This is a genomic window from Stutzerimonas sp. NM35 (assembly GCF_054604355.1).
Map to the genome: position 1 here is coordinate 745,430 of NZ_CM137728.1, position 19,069 is coordinate 764,498.

At 58.9% G+C, this 19,069-nt stretch carries 21 protein-coding genes and 1 tRNA gene; 16 read left to right on the forward strand and 6 right to left on the reverse strand.

Annotated features, from left to right (window positions below; genetic code table 11):
• The first annotated feature begins 322 nt into the window (after window positions 1-322).
• The 4 genes from mgtE to ACYCFC_RS03625 all read left to right on the forward strand — a co-directional run bounded on the left by mgtE (window position 323) and on the right by ACYCFC_RS03625 (window position 5,110).
• Window positions 323-1,768 (forward strand): magnesium transporter, encoded by a 1,446-nt coding sequence (gene mgtE, locus ACYCFC_RS03610; RefSeq protein WP_181083140.1) that lies wholly within the window; start codon window positions 323-325, stop codon window positions 1,766-1,768.
• Window positions 1,769-1,908: 140 nt separating this feature from the next.
• Window positions 1,909-2,154 carry an OadG family protein gene (locus tag ACYCFC_RS03615; RefSeq protein ID WP_459653142.1) on the forward strand — a complete coding sequence of 82 codons (246 nt, stop codon included), beginning with the start codon at window positions 1,909-1,911 and terminating at the stop codon, window positions 2,152-2,154.
• A gap of 21 nt (window positions 2,155-2,175) precedes the next feature.
• Entirely contained in the window at window positions 2,176-3,963 is a 1,788-nt protein-coding gene (gene oadA / locus ACYCFC_RS03620; RefSeq protein WP_181083138.1) for a sodium-extruding oxaloacetate decarboxylase subunit alpha, read from the forward strand.
• Window positions 3,964-3,973: 10 nt separating this feature from the next.
• The gene (locus ACYCFC_RS03625; RefSeq protein ID WP_181083137.1) at window positions 3,974-5,110 is read left to right on the forward strand and encodes a sodium ion-translocating decarboxylase subunit beta; all 1,137 of its coding nucleotides are present in this window, start codon (window positions 3,974-3,976) and stop codon (window positions 5,108-5,110) included.
• Between the two features lie 67 nt (window positions 5,111-5,177).
• On the opposite strand, the gene ACYCFC_RS03630 is transcribed toward ACYCFC_RS03625, so the two are convergent.
• Together ACYCFC_RS03630 and ACYCFC_RS03635 are read right to left on the reverse strand one after the other, a co-directional pair.
• Window positions 5,178-5,504: an Arc family DNA-binding protein gene (locus tag ACYCFC_RS03630; RefSeq protein WP_459653143.1), complete on the reverse strand. Its 327-nt coding sequence runs from the start codon at window positions 5,502-5,504 to the stop codon at window positions 5,178-5,180.
• Between the two features lie 200 nt (window positions 5,505-5,704).
• Window positions 5,705-5,887 (reverse strand): PA3371 family protein, encoded by a 183-nt coding sequence (locus ACYCFC_RS03635; RefSeq protein WP_181083135.1) that lies wholly within the window; start codon window positions 5,885-5,887, stop codon window positions 5,705-5,707.
• Between the two features lie 532 nt (window positions 5,888-6,419).
• Between ACYCFC_RS03635 and ACYCFC_RS03640 the strand changes: the two genes are divergently transcribed.
• A tRNA-Arg gene (locus ACYCFC_RS03640) sits at window positions 6,420-6,496 on the forward strand.
• A gap of 127 nt (window positions 6,497-6,623) precedes the next feature.
• Here the strand turns inward: ACYCFC_RS03640 and ACYCFC_RS03645 are convergent.
• The 4 genes from ACYCFC_RS03645 to flgA form a co-directional block, all read right to left on the reverse strand.
• A complete protein-coding gene (locus ACYCFC_RS03645; RefSeq protein ID WP_181083134.1) occupies window positions 6,624-7,373 on the reverse strand; it encodes a flagellar brake protein in 750 nt (249 codons plus the stop codon).
• 72 nt (window positions 7,374-7,445) lie between these two features.
• Window positions 7,446-7,916 (reverse strand): flagella synthesis protein FlgN, encoded by a 471-nt coding sequence (locus ACYCFC_RS03650; RefSeq protein ID WP_181083133.1) that lies wholly within the window; start codon window positions 7,914-7,916, stop codon window positions 7,446-7,448.
• A 46-nt stretch (window positions 7,917-7,962) separates the two neighbouring features.
• A complete protein-coding gene (gene flgM / locus ACYCFC_RS03655) occupies window positions 7,963-8,298 on the reverse strand; it encodes a flagellar biosynthesis anti-sigma factor FlgM (RefSeq protein WP_181083132.1) in 336 nt (111 codons plus the stop codon).
• A 92-nt stretch (window positions 8,299-8,390) separates the two neighbouring features.
• Complete coding sequence (gene flgA, locus ACYCFC_RS03660; RefSeq protein ID WP_258189264.1) at window positions 8,391-9,143, reverse strand: flagellar basal body P-ring formation chaperone FlgA; 753 nt, start codon at window positions 9,141-9,143, stop codon at window positions 8,391-8,393.
• Between the two features lie 81 nt (window positions 9,144-9,224).
• On the opposite strand from flgA, the gene ACYCFC_RS03665 reads away from it, so the two are divergent.
• The 11 genes from ACYCFC_RS03665 to flgJ all read left to right on the forward strand — a co-directional run bounded on the left by ACYCFC_RS03665 (window position 9,225) and on the right by flgJ (window position 19,069).
• Window positions 9,225-10,151, forward strand: a complete 927-nt coding sequence (locus ACYCFC_RS03665) for a chemotaxis protein CheV (protein ID WP_459653144.1) — start codon at window positions 9,225-9,227, stop codon at window positions 10,149-10,151.
• Between the two features lie 39 nt (window positions 10,152-10,190).
• Window positions 10,191-11,015, forward strand: a complete 825-nt coding sequence (gene cheR, locus ACYCFC_RS03670; protein ID WP_459653145.1) for a protein-glutamate O-methyltransferase CheR — start codon at window positions 10,191-10,193, stop codon at window positions 11,013-11,015.
• Window positions 11,016-11,218: 203 nt separating this feature from the next.
• The gene (gene flgB, locus ACYCFC_RS03675) at window positions 11,219-11,623 is read left to right on the forward strand and encodes a flagellar basal body rod protein FlgB (protein WP_181083185.1); all 405 of its coding nucleotides are present in this window, start codon (window positions 11,219-11,221) and stop codon (window positions 11,621-11,623) included.
• A 14-nt stretch (window positions 11,624-11,637) separates the two neighbouring features.
• Window positions 11,638-12,081: a flagellar basal body rod protein FlgC gene (gene flgC, locus ACYCFC_RS03680; RefSeq protein WP_181083129.1), complete on the forward strand. Its 444-nt coding sequence runs from the start codon at window positions 11,638-11,640 to the stop codon at window positions 12,079-12,081.
• Window positions 12,082-12,099: 18 nt separating this feature from the next.
• Window positions 12,100-12,777, forward strand: a complete 678-nt coding sequence (gene flgD, locus ACYCFC_RS03685) for a flagellar hook assembly protein FlgD (protein ID WP_181083128.1) — start codon at window positions 12,100-12,102, stop codon at window positions 12,775-12,777.
• Window positions 12,778-12,833: 56 nt separating this feature from the next.
• Window positions 12,834-14,246: a flagellar hook protein FlgE gene (gene flgE / locus ACYCFC_RS03690; RefSeq protein WP_459653146.1), complete on the forward strand. Its 1,413-nt coding sequence runs from the start codon at window positions 12,834-12,836 to the stop codon at window positions 14,244-14,246.
• 174 nt (window positions 14,247-14,420) lie between these two features.
• Window positions 14,421-15,161, forward strand: coding sequence for a flagellar basal-body rod protein FlgF (gene flgF / locus ACYCFC_RS03695; RefSeq protein WP_181083126.1), 741 nt, complete (start codon window positions 14,421-14,423; stop codon window positions 15,159-15,161).
• Window positions 15,162-15,206: 45 nt separating this feature from the next.
• Entirely contained in the window at window positions 15,207-15,992 is a 786-nt protein-coding gene (gene flgG / locus ACYCFC_RS03700) for a flagellar basal-body rod protein FlgG (RefSeq protein ID WP_181083125.1), read from the forward strand.
• Between the two features lie 77 nt (window positions 15,993-16,069).
• Window positions 16,070-16,765 carry a flagellar basal body L-ring protein FlgH gene (gene flgH / locus ACYCFC_RS03705; protein WP_181083124.1) on the forward strand — a complete coding sequence of 232 codons (696 nt, stop codon included), beginning with the start codon at window positions 16,070-16,072 and terminating at the stop codon, window positions 16,763-16,765.
• A gap of 11 nt (window positions 16,766-16,776) precedes the next feature.
• Window positions 16,777-17,877 (forward strand): flagellar basal body P-ring protein FlgI, encoded by a 1,101-nt coding sequence (locus ACYCFC_RS03710; protein WP_181083123.1) that lies wholly within the window; start codon window positions 16,777-16,779, stop codon window positions 17,875-17,877.
• A 10-nt stretch (window positions 17,878-17,887) separates the two neighbouring features.
• Window positions 17,888-19,069: a flagellar assembly peptidoglycan hydrolase FlgJ gene (flgJ, locus tag ACYCFC_RS03715; RefSeq protein WP_459653147.1), complete on the forward strand. Its 1,182-nt coding sequence runs from the start codon at window positions 17,888-17,890 to the stop codon at window positions 19,067-19,069.

The following is a 19,069-nucleotide window of genomic DNA, read 5'->3' on the forward strand; positions in this document are numbered from 1 at the left end:
TCGTCCTCCTTGACGATCTTCAAGCCAGCAGACCCTAGCCAATAATTGCATTCGTTGCAGCGGTGTCTTCTCGCAACGTGAATGCGTCGACAGGATGGCGAGACGTGTTGCTCGCCGTGATGCGCCGCGCAAGCGGTTGTATTGCCTGTATTTTCATGGTCTGTGAGGGTGGCTGCAGTGTATTATTGCGCGGTCCGCCCTTTCGGGCTTCTGGATCCCCCTCATGGATTTGCCCTGTAGTCGTACACGATTTTTGTTGGCCAATCACGTATTGAATGATTGATCCCCTGGCGCGCTCCGTCCGTTGGGGGTGGAGTGCGCCATGACTGAAGTAGAAGCAAAAAAGCCGCAGGAAAGTCTCCAGGATCGTCTGGCGCAAGTTGTCGAGCTGCTCCATCGTCAGAAGCTCGTTGAGGATCTCGCGCATCGCCAGGGCAGCGGCCAGCAGCAGGAGCTGATCGACAATCTGGTGCATCGCCAGAATCTCGTCGAGCTGCAGCGCAAGCTGGAGGCGCTGCACCCGGCGGACGTCGCGCACATCCTCGAAGCGTTGCCGCTCGATGACCGGCTGACGGTTTGGCAACTGGTCAAGTCCGAGCGTGACGGCGACATCCTGCTCGAAGTGTCCGATGCGGTGCGCGAGACGCTGATCGCCGACATGGACGATCACGAGCTGCTGGCGGCCGCCAAGGAAATGGATGCCGACGAGCTGGCCGACCTTGCCGCTGAACTGCCCCGTGACGTCGTTCATGAGCTGATGGAAACCCTGGACGCGCAGCAGCGTGAGCGCGTCCGTTCGGCGTTGTCCTACGAGGAGGACCAGGTCGGCGCATTGATGGACTTCGAGATGGTCACGATCCGCGAGGACGTGAGCCTGGAAGTCGTCCTGCGCTATCTGCGGCGTCTGAAAGAACTGCCCGGGCATACCGACAAGCTGTTCGTGGTCGACTACGACGGCGTGCTCAAGGGTGTCCTGCCCATCAAGCGGCTGCTGGTCAATGATCCGGACAAGCAGGTGGCCGAGGTGATGGCCAGCGATCCGGTGACTTTCCACCCGGATGAGGATGCCTACGAGGCGGCGCAGGCGTTCGAGCGCTACGACCTGGTGTCCACGCCCGTGGTGGACAAGAGCGGCAAGCTCATCGGTCGTCTGACCATCGATGAAATGGTCGACCTGATTCGTGAGGAGAGCGAGAGCGAAGTGCTCAACATGGCCGGTCTGCGTGAAGAGGAAGATATCTTCGCCTCGGTCTGGAAATCGCTGCGCAACCGCTGGGCCTGGCTGGCCCTGAACCTGATCACGGCGTTCATTGCTTCGCGGGTGATCGGCCTGTTCGATGGATCGATCGAGAAGCTGGTGGCGCTGGCGGCGTTGATGCCGATCGTGGCGGGGATTGGCGGCAACTCGGGTAACCAGACGATTACCATGATCGTCCGGGCAATGGCCCTGGACCAGATGGGCACCGGCAATGGCGTCCGGCTGCTGCGCAAGGAGGCCGGCGTGGGTCTGCTGAACGGCCTGATCTGGGGTGGCGTGATTGGCCTGGTGGTCTACTGGCTCTATGGCAGCTGGTCGCTCGGCCTCGTCATGACGGCTGCCATGACGCTCAATCTGCTGCTGGCTGCGCTGATGGGTGTGCTGATTCCGGTAACCCTGGCGCGCATGGGACGCGATCCGGCGCTGGGTTCCAGTGTGATGATCACGGCTGTTACCGACAGCGGCGGTTTTTTCATCTTTCTCGGTCTGGCGACGCTTTTTCTCCTCTGATTCTTTCCTGCTGCGGCTATTTGGCGTTTGCCTCGCATTTGCCGTTCAGGCTAATGTTCGCGGGCTTCGCCAATTGGCGAAGCCTCAACGCTCAATGCGAATAACAGGCGGCATGAGCCGCCGAAAGGAAGGAGGCCCCAATGACCTCAAGCGAACTCCTGCTCGAAGGCTTCGAATTGATGCTATTCGGCGTGGGTGCTGTCTTTTTGTTTCTCATCTTGTTGATTGGCTGCATTCGCCTGATGTCGTTACTGGTCGGTCGCTTCGAGAGTGTGCCGGCAAGCCTGCCGGCATGTGACAGGCCGGGCGTCGCAGCAGAGACGGATGCCGACCTCATCGCAGCCATTCAGGCCGCTATTCATCAGCACCGCGCTCGCCGTGGTTGATTCCGAAAGGGAGTTCCCTGCATGACTTCAGTAAAACAACCGCTCGGTATCACCGATGTGGTGTTGCGTGATGCCCACCAATCCATCCTTGCCACCCGTGTTCGTCTCGAAGACATGCTGCCGATTGCCGGCAAGCTGGATCGGGTCGGTTTCTGGTCGGTGGAATCCTGGGGTGGCGCGACCTTCGACTCCTGCATTCGCTACCTCGGTGAAGATCCCTGGGAGCGCATTCGCGAGTTGAAGAAGGCGATGCCCAATACGCGTCAGCAGATGCTGCTGCGTGGGCAGAACCTGCTTGGTTATCGGCATTACGCCGATGATGTGGTGGAGAAATTCGTCGAGCGTGCCGCAATCAACGGGGTCGATGTTTTCCGCGTATTCGATGCGATGAACGATCCGCGCAACCTGGATACCGCATTGCGTGCCGTCAAGCGTCAGGGCAAACATGCTCAGGGCACCATTTCCTATACCACGAGCCCGGTACATACCCTGGAGATGTGGGTCGATCTGGCCAAGCAGATCGAGGACATGGGCGCCGATTCGGTTGCGATCAAGGACATGGCAGGTATTCTCACGCCTTACATCGCATTCGAGCTGGTTTCACGGCTGAAGGCGAGCCTTTCGATTCCGATTCACATGCAGTGCCATGCCACGGCGGGGCTGTCGACTGCAGCGATTCTCAAGGCGGTCGAAGCCGGTATCGACAATGTCGATACGGCGGTGTCCTCGCTTTCGATGACCTACGGCCATTCTCCGACCGAATCGGTGGTCGCGATATTCCAGGGAACCGAGCGCGATACCGGCCTGGATCTGGAGTTGCTGGAAGAAATCGCAGCCTATTTCCGCGAAGTGCGCAAGAAGTATGCAAAGTTCGAGGGTACGCTCAAGGGCGTCGACTCACGCATCCTCGTAGCCCAGGTGCCGGGCGGCATGCTGACGAACATGGAAGGGCAATTGAAAGAGCAGGGCGCTCTCGACAAGTTCGATGAAGTGCTCGCCGAAATTCCTCGCGTGCGCGAAGACCTTGGTTTCATCCCGCTGGTCACGCCAACCTCGCAGATCGTGGGCACCCAGGCCGTGATCAACGTGCTCACCGGCGAGCGCTACAAATCCATCACCAAGGAAACCGCCGGTATTCTCAAAGGCGAATATGGCGCGGCGCCTGCACCATTCAATATTGAACTGCAGCAGCGGGTTCTGGAGGGGGCCGAAGCCATCACGTGCCGCCCGGCGGATCTGCTGGCGCCGGAAATGGACAAGCTGGCGAGTGAGCTCAAGGCGTTGGCGCAGGAAAAAGGCATCAGCCTGGCAGCGGAGGCGATAGACGATGTACTGACCTATGCGCTGTTCCCGCAGATCGGCCTGAAGTTTCTGGAAAACCGCGGCAATGCGGCGGCCTTCGAGCCGGCGCCGACCGGCAACGAGCAGGCGCCACGGGAAGCGGGCAAGCCAGAGGTGTATACCGTTCAGGTCAATGGCCAGTCATTCGTGGTGCAGGTCGACGAGGGAGGCGATATCGAGGGTATCAAGCCGCTCGGCGCGACCGCCGGTGCTGCTCCGGCAGTGTCAGCCGGTACGCTTCCCGCGGCGGATGGCGGTGAACCTCAGACGGCGCCGCTCGCTGGCAATATCTTCAAGGTTCTGGTGCAGCCGGGTCAGTCCGTGCAGGAAGGTGATCTGGTCATCATTCTTGAAGCGATGAAGATGGAAACCGAAATACGTGCCTTCAAGGCCGGTACGGTTTCCGCCGTCAGCGTCAAGGTCGGTGATGCTGTGTCTGTAGGCGATTGCCTGCTGACCATCGCTTAAGGAGAGCGGCATGGACAAGTTGCTCAAACTGTGGCAAAGCACCGGCCTGTATCACCTGGAGCCCGGCCAGCTGCTGATGATCGTCGTGTGTCTGGCGCTGATCTACCTGGCCATTCGCAAGGGCTTCGAGCCCCTGTTGCTGATTCCCATTGGCTTCGGCGGGCTGCTGGCCAATATTCCCGTAGCGAACATGGCCGAGGGTGAAGGCATTCTGCATCTGTTCTATCAGGTGGGATTGCCGACCAGTGTGTTCCCCTTGCTCATCTTTATGGGTGTCGGGGCGATGACGGACTTCGGCCCTATGTTGGCGAACCCGAAAACGCTGCTGTTGGGCGCTGCGGCCCAATTCGGTATTTTCGCGACGCTGCTGGGCGCCCTGGGGCTGGCAGCCATGGGTATTCCGGGAATGGAATTCACCATGCGCGAAGCGGCATCGATCGCGATCATTGGTGGTGCTGACGGACCCACTTCCATTTTCGTGACGGCGAAGCTTGCGCCTCATCTATTGGGACCGATTGCCGTAGCGGCCTATTCGTACATGGCGCTGGTTCCATTGATCCAGCCGCCGATCATGCGGGCGCTGACGACCAAGGAGGAGCGCGCCATTGTCATGAAACAGCTGCGTCCTGTTGGTCATGTCGAAAAGATCATCTTCCCGCTGATGCTGGCTTTGCTGATTGGTCTGTTGCTGCCCGATGCTGCTCCGCTCGTGGGGATGTTCGCATTCGGCAACCTGCTGCGTGAGTGCGGTGTCGTTGATCGGCTGGCGGATACGACACGCAATGCGCTGATCAATATCGTGACCATTCTGCTGGGGCTGACGGTGGGCTCGAAGTTGTCAGCTGACGCCTTTCTGCAGATGAAAACGCTGGGGATCTTGGTACTTGGTCTGGTTGCGTTCTGTGCCGGCACGGCTGCTGGTGTGCTGATGGCGAGGGTTATGAATATGTTCAGTACGAACAAGATCAACCCTCTTATCGGTTCTGCGGGTGTTTCGGCCGTACCGATGGCGGCGCGGGTTTCCAACAAGGTTGGGCTTGAGGCGAATCCGCAAAACTTCCTGCTCATGCATGCGATGGGCCCTAACGTGGCGGGGGTCATCGGCTCGGCTGTGGCGGCGGGGATTCTGCTCAGTTTCGTCGGTTAGCCACACAAAAACGCCTCGATCAGTCGAGGCGTTTTTGTCTGTACGGTGCAGCTGTCAGGTTGGCGTGTCACTCTTCGTCTTTGGTGGCTTCGCTATCTTGCGCGATCAGGGCGATCAGGGCGTTCTGCTGGCGGTGTGCCAGGTGGCGGAAACGTTGTAGCAGCTCACGCTCATGAAGCGAAAGTTCCGGACTGTCGAGACGCATGTTCAGGTCGTCACCCAGCGCACCTTCCTGAAGAAGGCTTTGCTCGAGGCGGGCAATGATTTCCGAATTCATGCTGCGATGATGGTTACGTGCAACTTCCGCAATACGCTCACGCATTCCGTCTGGTAGCCGAACCACGAACTTGTCAGCCGTGCGGCTGGAATAAACTGCCTGCTTCATAGGGCGCATACTTTAAACCGGTTAGTCAGGTGGGCGATGGTGGCTTATTGCCGTTCTAGTCATCGGTCTGACAGCCAAAGCCTTCGGCTGTTCCGTAACCTAAGGAAAAGATGACAGACGACTTAATGACGCCAATTATACGTCGATGATAAGCCGAGTAAAGGCATAATAGTATCAGAGTGCCTCCACTGTGATCTGCTGCCCTTTTTCTAGCGCAGAACGGGGTCGAATTTGATCCGTTTTCCGATCACCAGTGAGCCTGCAAAGAGCGATCCGAACAGTACTGCGCCGACGTTCGCCAAGGTTGCCCAGGTTTCGGCCAGCTCGACGCTCAGTCCCAGTGCCGTACAACCGATACAGAGCGCCAAGAAGAAAAAAGCAAGGATGGACATGGTTGTTTCCTCGGTTGATTCAACGATGGTGAGGATCTAGAAAACCCAGCGCTGAGGTTGCTGGGCTGATCTCACTTCGGCATTGCCAATGGTCTGGAGGGGGGAGGGTGACCTGTAAGAAGGAGCCATTGAACGGCTTTCTTCCGAAGAAGTGGCCGTATGTGGACGATCCATGCCTGACCTCATGTCTTGCAAGTGGATCGCAGCTGCGGCTGCCAGCACGACAGTGCTGAGCAAATAAGCTGAATGGGGCATAGGCGTCTCCTTCGCGTTTATGATTACTAGCTAGTAAGCATTCGCTATGCCAATTTTATTTTCTATAAAAAGCTAATTAAATCAATAAGTTAGGTTTGCGTTCCACAAGCGCCGCGGTGCGTTTTGCAAGGTTCGGCTGGTTTTTTTCGTGCAAAATGCAATTGGCTCTGTTTGCATCGGCGGGGTGGATGCTTCCGCAGGGAGCTTCAAGGGTTATGCAAGTGCCCACGGGCATGACAAATATTCCGCGGCTCGCTAATATGTCGCCCCCGCAGATGTCCCAGTAGCTCAATTGGATAGAGCATCCCCCTCCTAAGGGGAAGGTTGTGAGTTCGAACCTCGCCTGGGACGCCATCTTCAGTCATCATTGTTCAAGCTTGCTGAACCCGTAGGGTCGCTGCTCGCCTGCCCGTGCGGCATGCTGGAGAGTCATGACGGACTATGCCTGTCGACCGTTGGTAAGAGGCGAGCAGTACGCCCGCTAGTCGAGGCGATCGGCAACCTGGTCGCGTCGTGCTTCGCGCTGCAACTGATAGACGAATCGCTCGATCTGGCGCTGTGTCAGGCCGCTGATGCGGTGAAAGCGCATTCCACAGAAGGTGGTGTCGATTCTTTCATCGAAGGCGAGGTGTCGTAGCTCTACCTCGGTCGTGATGGTGCCAAAAGGCAGTTTGGCGGAAAACTGCTCGTAAACCTGGCCGGTCTGCAAGCGGCTCTGAACGTCACCCTTGAAGCTCAGCTTGCAACCGGTTGCCGACATGTCCAGCACCTTGCCTTCCAGGGGCTTCTTGATCGTTCGCCCACCGAGCACGGCGCCAATGGGCTGTCCCGTCAGTTGCGCGCGGTAAGCGTTGCGGCGCTGGTGGTAAAGAATCTCGGCGGGCAGCGGAATCCAGTAGCAGGGCGCATCGTTCAGTTCGCCAGCGTGGGCTGGGTGATCATTGTTCCAGGCGATGCGTACGCCTTCGTAGAAGCCTTCGACCTGGAATGCTTCACCGGCCTTGAGCAGTCGCTCACCGTCGCTGGGAACCAGTTCGTCGAGAGCGATCCAGCCTTTTTCCCGGTTTATGTCAACCAGAAAGGTCTGATAGCGCTGGCTGCGCTCGGTAAAGCGGAGCAGAAGAGGCGTGTGGTTGTCGAGGAGAGGGCGCAGGCTGGAATAGACTTCAACGGGCGTCTTGAGGATCTGAGGCGGCTGAGGGCCTTCTTCCTTCGCAAAAGGGTTTGACACTTTGTATTGCTCTCCGGCACTTAACGATTATCAACCGTATAGTAGCATTGTGCCTTTATTGGTTTGCGGGGTTCAGGCTTGGCTGAGCGGACGGTTGTATGAGCTTTTGGCCGCGCTGCCGCGTCGATCATAGAGGTCCGGGGCCTGGCTGCCGCCCTGCAATACGTTCAGCATGCTGCTGACTGCGCTCTGGTTGGTGCGAATTTGCTGGCCGTTGCGTTCGTTGGCGATCCGGCAGGCTTCGAGTACCTCATCGAGCTGCTCCGCTTGCGCCAGAATGCTCGGGCCCACTGCCGATGCGGCGGCAAAGGCTGCGAGGCCGTTTCGATCGATGCTCAATTGTGCCTTGGTCAGTGTCTGGCTGCGCAGGGTGCCGTGTTGCCCCAGCAGTGCCAGCAGTGCCTGCTTTTGCGTAAGCAGTGTTTCCAGGCCTGTCAGGTTGCGCTCGGCGAGTGCCAGATACTCGGCATCCATGAGTTCAAGAAGCTTCTGTGCTGTGCCGACATCTTCAGTGAGCTGTTGAAGCACTTCAGTATCCTGCATGTTGACCTCCGTGCGTTGATGCCCCGGCTAGCGTTGGCGCCTGGATTCAGCGCTGGCTTTCGAAGGACAGCAGTTTCGATGCCACGCGCTGGCTGTCGACCTGATAGCTGCCGTCGGCGATGGCCTGGCGGATGCGGGAAACGCGCTCCTGGTCGACAGAAGGCTGTTGATTGAGTTTTTCCGCAGCCTGCTGCAGGCGCTGTGCTTCGGGGCTGAGCTGGACGTTCTCGCCCGATGCCACAGCGCTGTTGTTCGTGCTTTTGGCAGCATCGGCTGCAGGGCCCTGCTGGGTGGCAGGCCGGTCGGTACTTTGAACGCCATTGCTGCGCCCACCGTTTGGCAGGTTGGCGGCACCATTTGGCCGGTTGAAATCGATAACCATGATCGAAACCTCGAAGAAATCAGTACGCTTGCCAACTTTTCGGCAGTGCACTGCAAAACTTTAGCTTTATTTCAGCTCGCAGCAGATTGCGCTTACATCAGAACCTCTACCTGACCAGGGCCTGTGACCCTTGCCCTGATCACCCGTCCGGATCGCTGGTTCTTGACCCTGATCTGGCTGCCCAGTGCTCCATCTGACAGCGCTTCGCCCGGCATTCTCACATTTATCGTCGAATTTTTCGCGCTGATTACTACCTGATCGCCCTTGCGTACAATTTCCGCTGGCGAAACATAGCTGGGGGGCAACACCTGATCCGGCTGTGCGGCGCGGGTCAGCTTGTTGCCGAGCGCCTGGTCGAGCGAAGTCAGGTAGCCCTGATTCAGCAGGCCGACATCCCGTTCGGCAAGCATTATGTCGGCGGCTTCGAGGGTGCTGTTGCGTTGCAGGGGGCGCCTGGCCACGACGACCTCGCGAAACAGATGAATCTGTGCGGGCACGAAAACGGACCAGGGTGCCGAGCCTTCACAGCTCACCCGGACGGTGGCCCGGCCGACCGGCTGGGCAGGACTTTCGAGTTTTGTCGTCAAGGGCTGATCGCACAGGGCCAGACGCAGGCGCGGGTCCAGGCGGTTGATCTCGATCTGGTGGCGCGCCTGGATTTGGCTACGCTGCAAGTATTGTGCTACCTCGTGCTCAAGAAAATCACGGGTGGCGCCGATAAGCTGTTCGGGTCGCGTTACCGTTGCCGATTCGGCAAACTGGCCCAGGCCGCAAAAAAGCGGCAAAAGGATAGTTCTGAAAAGAACCCTGCAGGGACGCCGGAAAAAAGTCATCTGTTCGCTCATGGCTCACACGAAGCAAGGTGCGTGCCGTCAAGCTCAGTCGAAGCGTCTATATGCCCATCGCGCAAGCAAGAGGAAACTGGCATGGCCGGTGTATTGGATTCGGTTAATCAGCGTACTCAGCTGGTAGGGCAAAACCGCCTGGAGTTGCTGTTGTTCAGGCTGGAAGGCAAGCAGCTCTACGGAATCAATGTGTTCAAGGTCAGGGAAGTGCTGCAATGCCCCAGGCTGACCCACATGCCCAAGTCGAGCCCGGTTGTTCGTGGCGTTGCGAACATACGGGGTAGCACGCTTTCCATCCTCGATCTCTCGCTGGCAACCGGCAAGCCGGGGCTGGATGATCTGACCAACAGCTTCGCCATCATCGTCGAATACAACACCAGGGTTCTCGGTTTTCTGGTGCATTCGGTCGAGCGGATCGTCAACATGAACTGGGAGGATATCCTTCCGCCGCCTCAGGGCGTGGGGGCTGATCATTACCTGACGGCTGTGACTCATGTGGATGGCCAGATGGTCGAAATCATCGACGTTGAAAAGGTCTTGGCCGAGGTTGCGCCCGTTTCCGAGCTGGTCTCGGTCGGTATCACGGATGACGAGACGCACAGCCGTGCATCTTCCAGTCGCGTGCTGATCGTCGATGATTCTTCGGTGGCGCGAAAGCAGATCATTCGCTGCCTGCAGGGATTGGGTATCGAGGTGATCGCGAAAAACGACGGTCGGCAGGCGCTGGACTATCTGAAGGGGCTTATCGCCGAGGGCAAGAAGCCATCCGAGGAGTTCGTGATGATGATTTCCGACATCGAGATGCCGGAAATGGACGGTTATACGCTCACCACCGAGGTCCGTCAGGATCCGGCTATGGGTGATATGCATATTCTGCTGCATACTTCGCTCTCCGGTGTGTTCAACCAGAGCATGGTCAAGCGTGTCGGAGCAGATGATTTCCTCGCCAAGTTCCAGCCGGACGACCTGGCTAGTCGAGTGATTGAGCGAATCCGGACTACGGATTGATGTCGAGGCAATGTCCTCTTGAATGGTGAGGCGTTATTAGTGTCAGGTGATCTGGATTTCGATCAGTTTCGGGTGTTCCTGGAAAAGAGTTGCGGCATTCTTCTGGGCAGCAACAAGCAATATCTCGTGTCTAGCCGTCTCAACAAACTGATGGAACAGCACGGGCTGAAGAGCCTCGGCGAACTGGTTCGACAAATCCAGGCGCAACCACACCGGGGATTGCGCGAGCAGGTCATCGATGCGATGACGACCAACGAAACGCTCTGGTTTCGTGACGCCTATCCCTTCGAGGTGCTCAGAAGCCGCGTGCTGCCGGAATTGCTCAAGACTGCTTCCGGTCAGCGCCTGCGCATATGGTCGGCAGCCTGCTCGTCGGGACAGGAGCCCTATTCGCTGTCGATGACCATCGATGAGTACGAGCGAAGCAATCCGGGCCAGCCCAAGCCGTCGGTGCAGATCGTCGCGACCGAGCTGTCGGGCACCATGCTCGCGGCATGCAAGGCCGCCGAGTACGACAGCCTGGCCATTGCGCGCGGGCTGTCGAGTGAGCGGTTGCAGCGTTACTTCGATGTCAAGGCGCCTGGGCGCTGGGTCGTCAAGCCGGCCATCCGCAGCCGCGTGGAGTTTCGCGTGCAGAATCTTCTCGACAGCTATGCCGTGCTGGGCAAGTTCGACGTGGTGTTCTGCCGGAATGTGCTCATCTACTTCTCTGCGGATGTGAAGAAGGACATTCTCAAGCGCATCCATGCCACCCTGAAACCAGGCGGCTATCTGTTTCTGGGTGCTTCCGAGGCGCTCAACGGCCTGCCCGAGTTGTATCAGATGGTTCAGTGCAGTCCTGGCATCATCTACAAGGCCAAGTGAGTCTCCGGCTTGTCCTGCAATAGCGGCAAAAAAATGTCGCCTTCCGGACTGAGGGCGGCAAAACACTGGAAAAGCCTTGCCGCTTTTGACACCTTTGCCCCGCCTTTCTTTTAAAAACCCTTGTATATCAATGCTTTGACGTAATGGCACGGCCTTTGCTGGTGTTTGCCCAGGCAGACTTGTATCCGGCAGAGGGCCAGATCATGAGCATCAGTTTCGACAAGGCGCTTGGCATTCATGAAAAAGCGCTCGGCTTTCGTGCGCAGCGCGCTGAAGTGCTGGCCAACAATATCGCCAACGCAGACACGCCCAATTACAAGGCGCGGGATCTGGACTTCAGCGCCGTTCTGGCTGAGCAGAACAGCAAGAATCAGAGCGGTTTTGGCGTGGCCGTGACCAGCAGCAGGCACATCGCCGCCGAGGGGATGGAAATTGCCGATCCCGGCTTGCGCTTTCGTACCCCCACGCATGCATCGCTGGATCAGAACACGGTCGACATGCAGGTGGAGCAGGCGACCTATGCCGAAAATGCCATCGATTTCCAGGCGAGCTTTACTCTGCTCAACAGTAAATTCAAAGGGCTGATCAGCGCCCTGCGCGGCGAATAACAAGGAGCAGCGCCATGTCACTTAGCAGTGTCTTCAATATCGCCGGTAGCGGCATGAGTGCCCAGAGCACGCGCCTGAATACCATCTCCAGCAACATCGCCAACGCCGAGACCGTGTCCTCCAGCGTTGACCAGACCTATCGTGCGCGCCACCCGGTGTTCGCCACCGTCCTGCAGCAGGCCAATGGCGCACCGAACGAATCGCTGTTCGCCGGTCAGGATCAGGCCGGCGCCGGCGTTCAGGTGCTGGGTGTGGTGGAGGACCAGAGCGAGCTGCAGGCGCGTTACGAGCCCAACCATCCCGCTGCGAACGAAGAGGGGTATGTGTATTACCCGAACGTCAATGTGGTGGAAGAGATGGCCGACATGATTTCGGCCAGTCGCTCGTTCCAGACCAATGCCGAGTTGATGAACACGGCCAAGACCATGCTGCAGAAAGTTCTGACCCTGGGCCAGTAACCCTTACGAGAGATTGCCATGAGCACTACAGGCGGCGTCGACGGTACCGGTTCGGTACTCGATCAATACCAGTTCGGCAAGGATCGCGAGGTCAAGGGCAACGACCTTGGCAAGAACGAGTTTCTCGAGCTGCTGGTAGCCCAGTTGAACAACCAGAACCCGCTGGAACCCCAGGAAAATGGCGAATTCATCGGCCAGTTGGCACAGTTCAGTACGGTCGAGGGTGTCGAGAAGCTGAATTCAAGCATGGAAACCATTCTTTCCGGCTATCAGTCTTCGCAGGCGCTTCAAGCGTCTTCGCTGGTCGGTCGCAAGGTGATCGTGCCGACCGAGAAAGCAGTGGTGGATACCAGCGAGACCTTCAAGGCCAGCCTGATCCTGCCCACCAGCAGCAGCAACGTCTATGTCAATATTTATGACGAGGCTGGCTCGGTGGTCAATCGGATCAATATGGGCTCACAGGAAGCAGGCAATGTCTCCTTCATGTGGGACGGCAAGGATGCCAGCGGCAATACCGTGCCGCCCGGTACCTACAAGTTCGAAGCGCAGGCCACCTACGGCGGTGAAACCAAGGGTCTTTATACGCTGCTGCCAGCAAACGTCGACAGTGTGACGCTGGGTGGTAACGAACTGCTGCTCAACCTTGCCGGGCTCGGCAGTGTTCCGCTTTCCCATGTGCAGGTCATCGGCCAATAACCATAGGCCGCAACTATCGGCTGTAACTGCCGGCAGTTCCGGCAAAGGAGCTCTTCATGTCGTTCAATATCGGCCTCAGCGGCTTGCGTGCTGCCAGCAAAGACCTCAACGTCACCGGTAACAATATCGCCAACGCCGGCACTGTCGGTTTCAAGCAGTCACGGGCGGAATTTTCCGACGTCTATGCCGCCTCGGTGATGGGGACCGGCAAGAACCCGCAGGGCAGCGGCGTGCTGATGTCCAATGTGTCCCAGCAGTTCAACCAGGGCAATATCAACTACACCCAGAATGCGCTTGACCTGGCCATCAATGGCAATGGCTTTTTCCAGGTCAGTAACAATGGTGCGGTGAGTTATACCCGTGCCGGTTACTTCGGAACCGACCGCGAAGGCTTTCTGGTGGATAACTTCGGCTACAAGTTGCAGGGCTTCCCGGTGGATGGCAATGGCAACCTGCAGAATGGTGTGGTTGGTGACCTGCAGATCCAGACCACCAACCAGGAACCGAAGTCCACTACCCGGATCGATACCGCCTTCAACCTGAACTCGACGCAGAAGTCGCCGGTGACCTGGCAGACGACCTATGACGCCGAGTTCGATAGTTCGGGAGATGCAGCTGCAGCGCTGGCGGCGGCCAATGCCACCTTCAATCCGGCTGACCCGACCACCTACAACAGTTCCACTTCCCTGAATATCTATGATTCCCAGGGTAACGCCCACGTCATGACGCAATATTTCATCAAGACCGGCGCCAACAGCTGGGATATGAAAGTGCTGATCGACGGGCGCAATCCGGCCGATCCTGCCGAGGAGCCGCCGCAGCCATACAATATGGGGCTGACATTCAACTCTTCCGGCGCCCTGACCGATATTGATAAGGGCGGATCGGCTTTCTTCACTGTGACCCCGGATCTGAAGGTCACGCTCAATAGCGCCACGGCTGCGAACCCCAATGGCGGGTGGATGCCGGCGATCTCCGATGGCGGTACGCCGGCCACCTGGTCGCCGAACGGTGCGCTTGCCAATCCCGAGGGCATCGTCATGGATTTCAGTAAATCCAGCCAGTACGCCAGTGCCTTCGCCGTCAACAAGGTCAGTCAGGATGGTTACACCACTGGCGAGCTCGCCGGGCTGGAGATCGATGACAGCGGGGTGATCTTTGCCCGCTACACCAACGGCCAGTCCAAAGTGCAAGGGCAGATCATCCTGGCCAATTTCGCCAACGTTCAGGGCCTGACGCCTGTCGGCAAGACACAGTGGGTGCAATCCTACGAGTCCGGCGAGCCGGTGATCGGCACGCCGATGTCTGGCACCCTGGGTGCGTTGCAGGCCGGTGCGCTGGAGGACTCGAACGTCGAGCTGTCGGACCAGCTGGTCAACCTGATCGTCGCACAGCGCAACTACCAGGCGAATGCGAAAACCATCGAAACCGAAAGCGCCATTACCCAGACCATCATCAATCTGCGTTAAAGGCCGGCAGTATTCCGCCGTAGTTTCTGTGCTGAAGGCCCCGTTTGGGGCCTTCTTTCTTTTAAAGACCTTTTAAATCAATCTATTACAGCTTGTCTGTGAGCGTGGCACGCTGCTTGCATTTTATCTCGCCAATAGAACCCTGGGCGTCAAGCCCGCGTCTCGGAGGTTTCGATGGACAAGATGCTCTACGTGGCCATGACCGGCGCCAGCCAGAACGCGCGCGCCCAGCAGGCCCACGCCAACAATCTGGCCAACCTGTCCACAACGGGGTTTCGTCGCGATTTCGAGCAGGCGCGGTCGATGCAGGTGTTCGGCGACAGTTTTCCGGCGCGTGTCTATGCCATGACCGAGCGCCCCGGCACTGATTTCACCTCTGGCACCCTGCAGGAGACCGGGCGGGATCTGGACGTTGCCGTAGAGGGGGATGGCTGGATCGCGGTCCAGGCGCCCGACGGCAGCGAGGCTTATGTGCGTACCGGCAGCTTCAACATCGACACCCTGGGCATGCTGCGCACCGGCGACGGTTTGCCGGTACTCGGCAATGCCGGGCCGATTGCCATTCCGCCGGAAGAGAAGGTCGAGATCGGCCACGATGGCTCCATCAGCATTCGTGCCCTGGGCGAAGACCCCAACGTGGTGGTGATGGTCGACCGCCTCAAGCTGGTCAATCCCGATTCCCGGCAGCTGGAGAAGGGCACCGACGGCATGATTCGCATGAAGGACGGCCAGCCTCTGGAAGCGGATGCGGCGGTGCGTGTGACGTCCGGCTTTCTCGAGGCGAGCAACGTCAATGCGGTGGCCGAGATGACCTCGATGCTGTCGCTGGCCCGACAGTTCGAGCTGCACGTGAAGATGATGCGTACCGCCGAAGAAGATGGCGCCGCTGCGGCCCGAGTATTGCAAATCAGCTAGTAAACAGCGCGTGGCGCCCGAATACCGGCGCATGAGGAGAAGAATATGCTTCCAGCACTTTGGGTGAGCAAGACGGGTCTGTCCGCACAGGACATGAACCTGACCACCATTTCCAACAACCTGGCCAACGTTTCCACCACCGGATTCAAGAAGGACCGTGCCGAATTTCAGGATCTGCTCTATCAGATCCGTCGCCAGCCGGGCGGGCAATCGACCCAGGACAGCGAGCTTCCTTCCGGTCTTCAGCTCGGCACGGGCGTGCGCATCGTCGGCACCCAGAAGCAGTTCACCAGCGGCAGCCTGCAAACCACCGAGCAGCCGCTGGACATGGCTATCAATGGTCGTGGCTTTTTTCAGGTACTGCTGCCCGATGGTACGGTTTCCTATTCCCGCGACGGCAGTTTTCATCTGAATGCCGACGGCCAGGTCGTGACATCCAATGGCTACGCCCTGGAACCGGCAATCGTCGTGCCGCCGGAAACCCAGACATTCACTGTCGGTGAAGACGGTACGGTCTCGGTCACTACGCTTGGCAACCCGGCCCCACAGATCATCGGCAACCTGCAGACGGCCGACTTCGTCAACCCGGCCGGACTGCAAGCCATGGGCAGCAACCTGTTCCTGGAAACCGCCGCCAGCGGCGCGCCCCAGGTCAGCACGCCGGGCCTCAACGGTCTGGGGACCGTGGCGCAGTACACGCTGGAAAACTCCAACGTCAGTGTCGTTGAGGAGCTGGTGAACATGATCACCACCCAGCGCGCCTACGAGATGAATTCCAAGGTGATTTCCACCGCCGATCAGATGCTGTCTTTCGTAACCCAGCAGCTCTGACGTGTGCTGGCCGTTGTAGGCAGGTGGCTGAGGCGCCTGTCGCCGTTTCAATGGCCCTGACTGGGCTGAGGTGCTTCATGAGTCGCGTATTGATTGCTTTCTCGCTGGTTTCGGCTGTTGCGCTGAGCGGTTGCGTCGCCCCCGCACCCAAGCCTGACGATCCCTATTACGCCCCGGTATTGCCACGCACGCCGCTGCCGGCGGCGCAGAACAATGGCGCTATCTATCAGGCCGGTTTCGAGACCAGCCTGTTCGATGACCGCAAGGCTTTCCGGGTCGGGGACATCATTACCATCACGCTCAACGAGCGGACCCAGGCCAGCAAGAACGCCAATTCGCAGATTTCCAAGGACAGCAACGCGAACATCGGGCTCGGCTCATTGTTTGGTGGCGCGGTATCGATGGCTAACCCGCTGACTGGCAACACGATGTCGCTTGACGCTCAGTTCGACGCTTCGCGCGAAGCCTCCGGCGCAGGCCAGGCGGGGCAGAGCAACAGCCTGTCCGGCTCGATCACCGTTACCGTGTCCGAGGTGTTGCCCAACGGAATTCTGGCGATTCGTGGCGAGAAGTGGCTGACGCTCAATACCGGTGATGAACTGGTGCGTATCGCCGGCCTGGTGCGTGCGGACGATATCGCCACCGATAACACTGTTTCGTCCATGCGCGTGGCGGATGCGCGTATCACCTATTCAGGCACGGGCGCTTTCGCCGATGCGAGTCAGCCAGGTTGGCTGAGCCGCTTCTTCGTCAGCCCGCTGTGGCCGTTCTGAGGGTCATCGTCATGTTCAGAAAAGCCATCGTGCTTCTCGGCCTGCTCGCCATCGGCGCATCGGCCCACGCCGAGCGCCTCAAGGATATCGCCACCATCCAGGGCGTGCGCAGCAACCAGCTGATCGGCTACGGCCTGGTCGTCGGCCTCAACGGCAGCGGCGACCAGACCACGCAGACGCCGTTTACCGTACAGACCTTCAACAACATGCTGGCGCAGTTCGGCATCAAGGTGCCAGCGGGCGGCAACGTCCAGTTGAAGAACGTCGCCGCGGTTTCCATCCATGCCGACCTGCCGCCTTTCGCCAAGCCTGGCCAGACCATCGACATCACGGTCTCCTCCATCGGCAACGCCAAGAGCCTGCGCGGCGGCAGCCTGCTGATGTCGCCGCTCAAGGGGATCGACGGTAACGTCTATGCCATCGCCCAGGGCAACCTGGTCGTGGGCGGTTTCGATGCCGGTGGTGCCGATGGCTCGCGGATTACCGTCAATGTGCCTTCGGCCGGACGCATTCCCGGCGGCGCGACGGTCGAGCGGCCGGTGCCGACTGCCTTCAACCAGGGCAACACGCTGACGCTGAACCTCAATCGTCCGGATTTCACCACGGCGAAGAATATTGTCGATCAGATCAATGACCTGCTCGGGCCGGGTGTGGCGCAGGCGCTCGATGGCGGCTCGGTCAGTATCACTGCGCCGCTGGACCCCAGTCAGCGGGTCGATTACCTGTCGATTCTGGAGAATCTTGAGGTCGATGTCGGCCAGGCAATGGCCAAGGTCATCATCAACTCGCGCACCGGCACCATCGTCATTGGCCAGAACGTGCGTGTGCAGCCGGCGGCGGTGACCCATGGCAGCCTGACCGTGACCATTTCCGAAGACCCGCAGGTCAGCCAGCCCAATCCGTTTTCCGATGGGCAGACGGTGGTCGTGCCCAACTCCAGGGTTCGGGCCGAGGAAGAAGCCAAGCCGATGTTCAAGTTCGGCCCTGGCACCACGCTGGACGAAATCGTTCGGGCGGTGAATCAGGTAGGCGCTGCGCCCAGTGATCTGATGGCCATTCTCGAAGCGCTCAAGCAGGCAGGTGCGCTGCAGGCCGACCTGATCGTGATCTGAGGACGAGGATATGGAAAATCGACTGGGGCTCGGCCAGCGCACGCTTGACAGTGGCAGCTACTCCGACCTGAATCGCCTGAACCAGCTCAAGGTGGGCAAGGATCGGGATGGCGAAGAGAACGTGCGCAAGGTGGCGCAGGAGTTCGAGTCGCTGTTCCTCAATGAAATGCTCAAGTCGATGCGTTCGGCTACCGAGGTGCTGTCCCAGGACAATCCGCTCAACAGCCAGGCCAGCAAGCAGTACCAGGATATGCATGACCAGCAGCTTTCGGTCACCCTGGCCAGAGAAGGCGGTGGCATCGGTCTGGCTGATGTGCTGATGCGGCAGTTGAACAAGCGGCAGGAGCCTGCTGAAAAGCCCAATCCGTTCAATCAGGTTGCGCAAACGACAGGCGCCAAATGGGCAAGCAATCCGAACGCCGTAGCAGAACCCGCCAGGGATGATTCCCGGCTGCTCAATCAGCGGCGTCTGGCATTGCCGGGCAAGCTTGCCGCAATGGCCGCGACCTCTGTCGAGATCGCTAAAAACAATCCTGAAAGCCAGCAGTCGGGCAAGCCGCAGTCATTAGTGAATACCGACTGGCAGCCGGCTACGGCTTTCGCCGCGCCGCAGGACAAGCCGTTGACCGTCAACGGCGTCGAAGCGACGGCAGCCAGTTCTCCGAGCAAGACCCGTTTCGACTCGCCGGCAGAATTCATCGCCACCATGCTGCCCATGGCCGAAAAAGCCGCTGCGCGGCTTGGGGTTGAACCACGTTTCCTGGTCGCCCAGGCTGCCTTGGAGACCGGCTGGGGCAAGTCCATGATCCGTCAGCAGGACGGCAGTAACAGTCACAACCTGTTCGGCATCAAGGCCACCGGCTGGAAAGGCGCATCGGCGACCGTCACGACCACCGAATATGTCAACGGCAAGGCCACTCGCGAAAAGGCGGGATTTCGCGCCTATGACTCCTTCGAGCAGAGCTTCAATGACTACGTGAGACTGCTGGAGAACAACGGTCGCTATCAGAAGGCGATCCAGGTGGCGAGCACGTCCGGCGACTCGGAAGGCTTCGTCAACGAATTGCAGCGGGCCGGTTATGCCACCGACCCGCAGTACGCGCGCAAGATCAACCAGATCGCGCGCAAGGTACAGACCTATCAAACCATTGCCGACGCCAGCACGGCGTCCGCCATGCGGACCAGAGGCTAA

Bases quoted from the DNA above. Each gene is read 5' to 3' on its own strand.
- ACYCFC_RS03630 (WP_459653143.1), bottom strand. From the start codon at position 5,504: ATGCGCCCTATGAAGCAGGCAGTTTATTCCAGCCGCACGGCTGACAAG.
- flgB (WP_181083185.1), top strand. From the start codon at position 11,219: ATGAGCATCAGTTTCGACAAGGCGCTTGGCATTCATGAAAAAGCGCTC.
- ACYCFC_RS03615 (WP_459653142.1), top strand. From the start codon at position 1,909: ATGACCTCAAGCGAACTCCTGCTCGAAGGCTTCGAATTGATGCTATTC.
- flgF (WP_181083126.1), top strand. From the start codon at position 14,421: ATGGACAAGATGCTCTACGTGGCCATGACCGGCGCCAGCCAGAACGCG.
- ACYCFC_RS03625 (WP_181083137.1), top strand. From the start codon at position 3,974: ATGGACAAGTTGCTCAAACTGTGGCAAAGCACCGGCCTGTATCACCTG.
- flgE (WP_459653146.1), top strand. From the start codon at position 12,834: ATGTCGTTCAATATCGGCCTCAGCGGCTTGCGTGCTGCCAGCAAAGAC.
- ACYCFC_RS03650 (WP_181083133.1), bottom strand. From the start codon at position 7,916: ATGCAGGATACTGAAGTGCTTCAACAGCTCACTGAAGATGTCGGCACA.
- flgH (WP_181083124.1), top strand. From the start codon at position 16,070: ATGAGTCGCGTATTGATTGCTTTCTCGCTGGTTTCGGCTGTTGCGCTG.
- ACYCFC_RS03635 (WP_181083135.1), bottom strand. From the start codon at position 5,887: ATGTCCATCCTTGCTTTTTTCTTCTTGGCGCTCTGTATCGGTTGTACG.
- oadA (WP_181083138.1), top strand. From the start codon at position 2,176: ATGACTTCAGTAAAACAACCGCTCGGTATCACCGATGTGGTGTTGCGT.
- ACYCFC_RS03665 (WP_459653144.1), top strand. From the start codon at position 9,225: ATGGCCGGTGTATTGGATTCGGTTAATCAGCGTACTCAGCTGGTAGGG.
- mgtE (WP_181083140.1), top strand. From the start codon at position 323: ATGACTGAAGTAGAAGCAAAAAAGCCGCAGGAAAGTCTCCAGGATCGT.
- flgM (WP_181083132.1), bottom strand. From the start codon at position 8,298: ATGGTTATCGATTTCAACCGGCCAAATGGTGCCGCCAACCTGCCAAAC.
- flgA (WP_258189264.1), bottom strand. From the start codon at position 9,143: ATGAGCGAACAGATGACTTTTTTCCGGCGTCCCTGCAGGGTTCTTTTC.
- flgD (WP_181083128.1), top strand. From the start codon at position 12,100: ATGAGCACTACAGGCGGCGTCGACGGTACCGGTTCGGTACTCGATCAA.
- flgC (WP_181083129.1), top strand. From the start codon at position 11,638: ATGTCACTTAGCAGTGTCTTCAATATCGCCGGTAGCGGCATGAGTGCC.
- flgG (WP_181083125.1), top strand. From the start codon at position 15,207: ATGCTTCCAGCACTTTGGGTGAGCAAGACGGGTCTGTCCGCACAGGAC.
- ACYCFC_RS03710 (WP_181083123.1), top strand. From the start codon at position 16,777: ATGTTCAGAAAAGCCATCGTGCTTCTCGGCCTGCTCGCCATCGGCGCA.
- flgJ (WP_459653147.1), top strand. From the start codon at position 17,888: ATGGAAAATCGACTGGGGCTCGGCCAGCGCACGCTTGACAGTGGCAGC.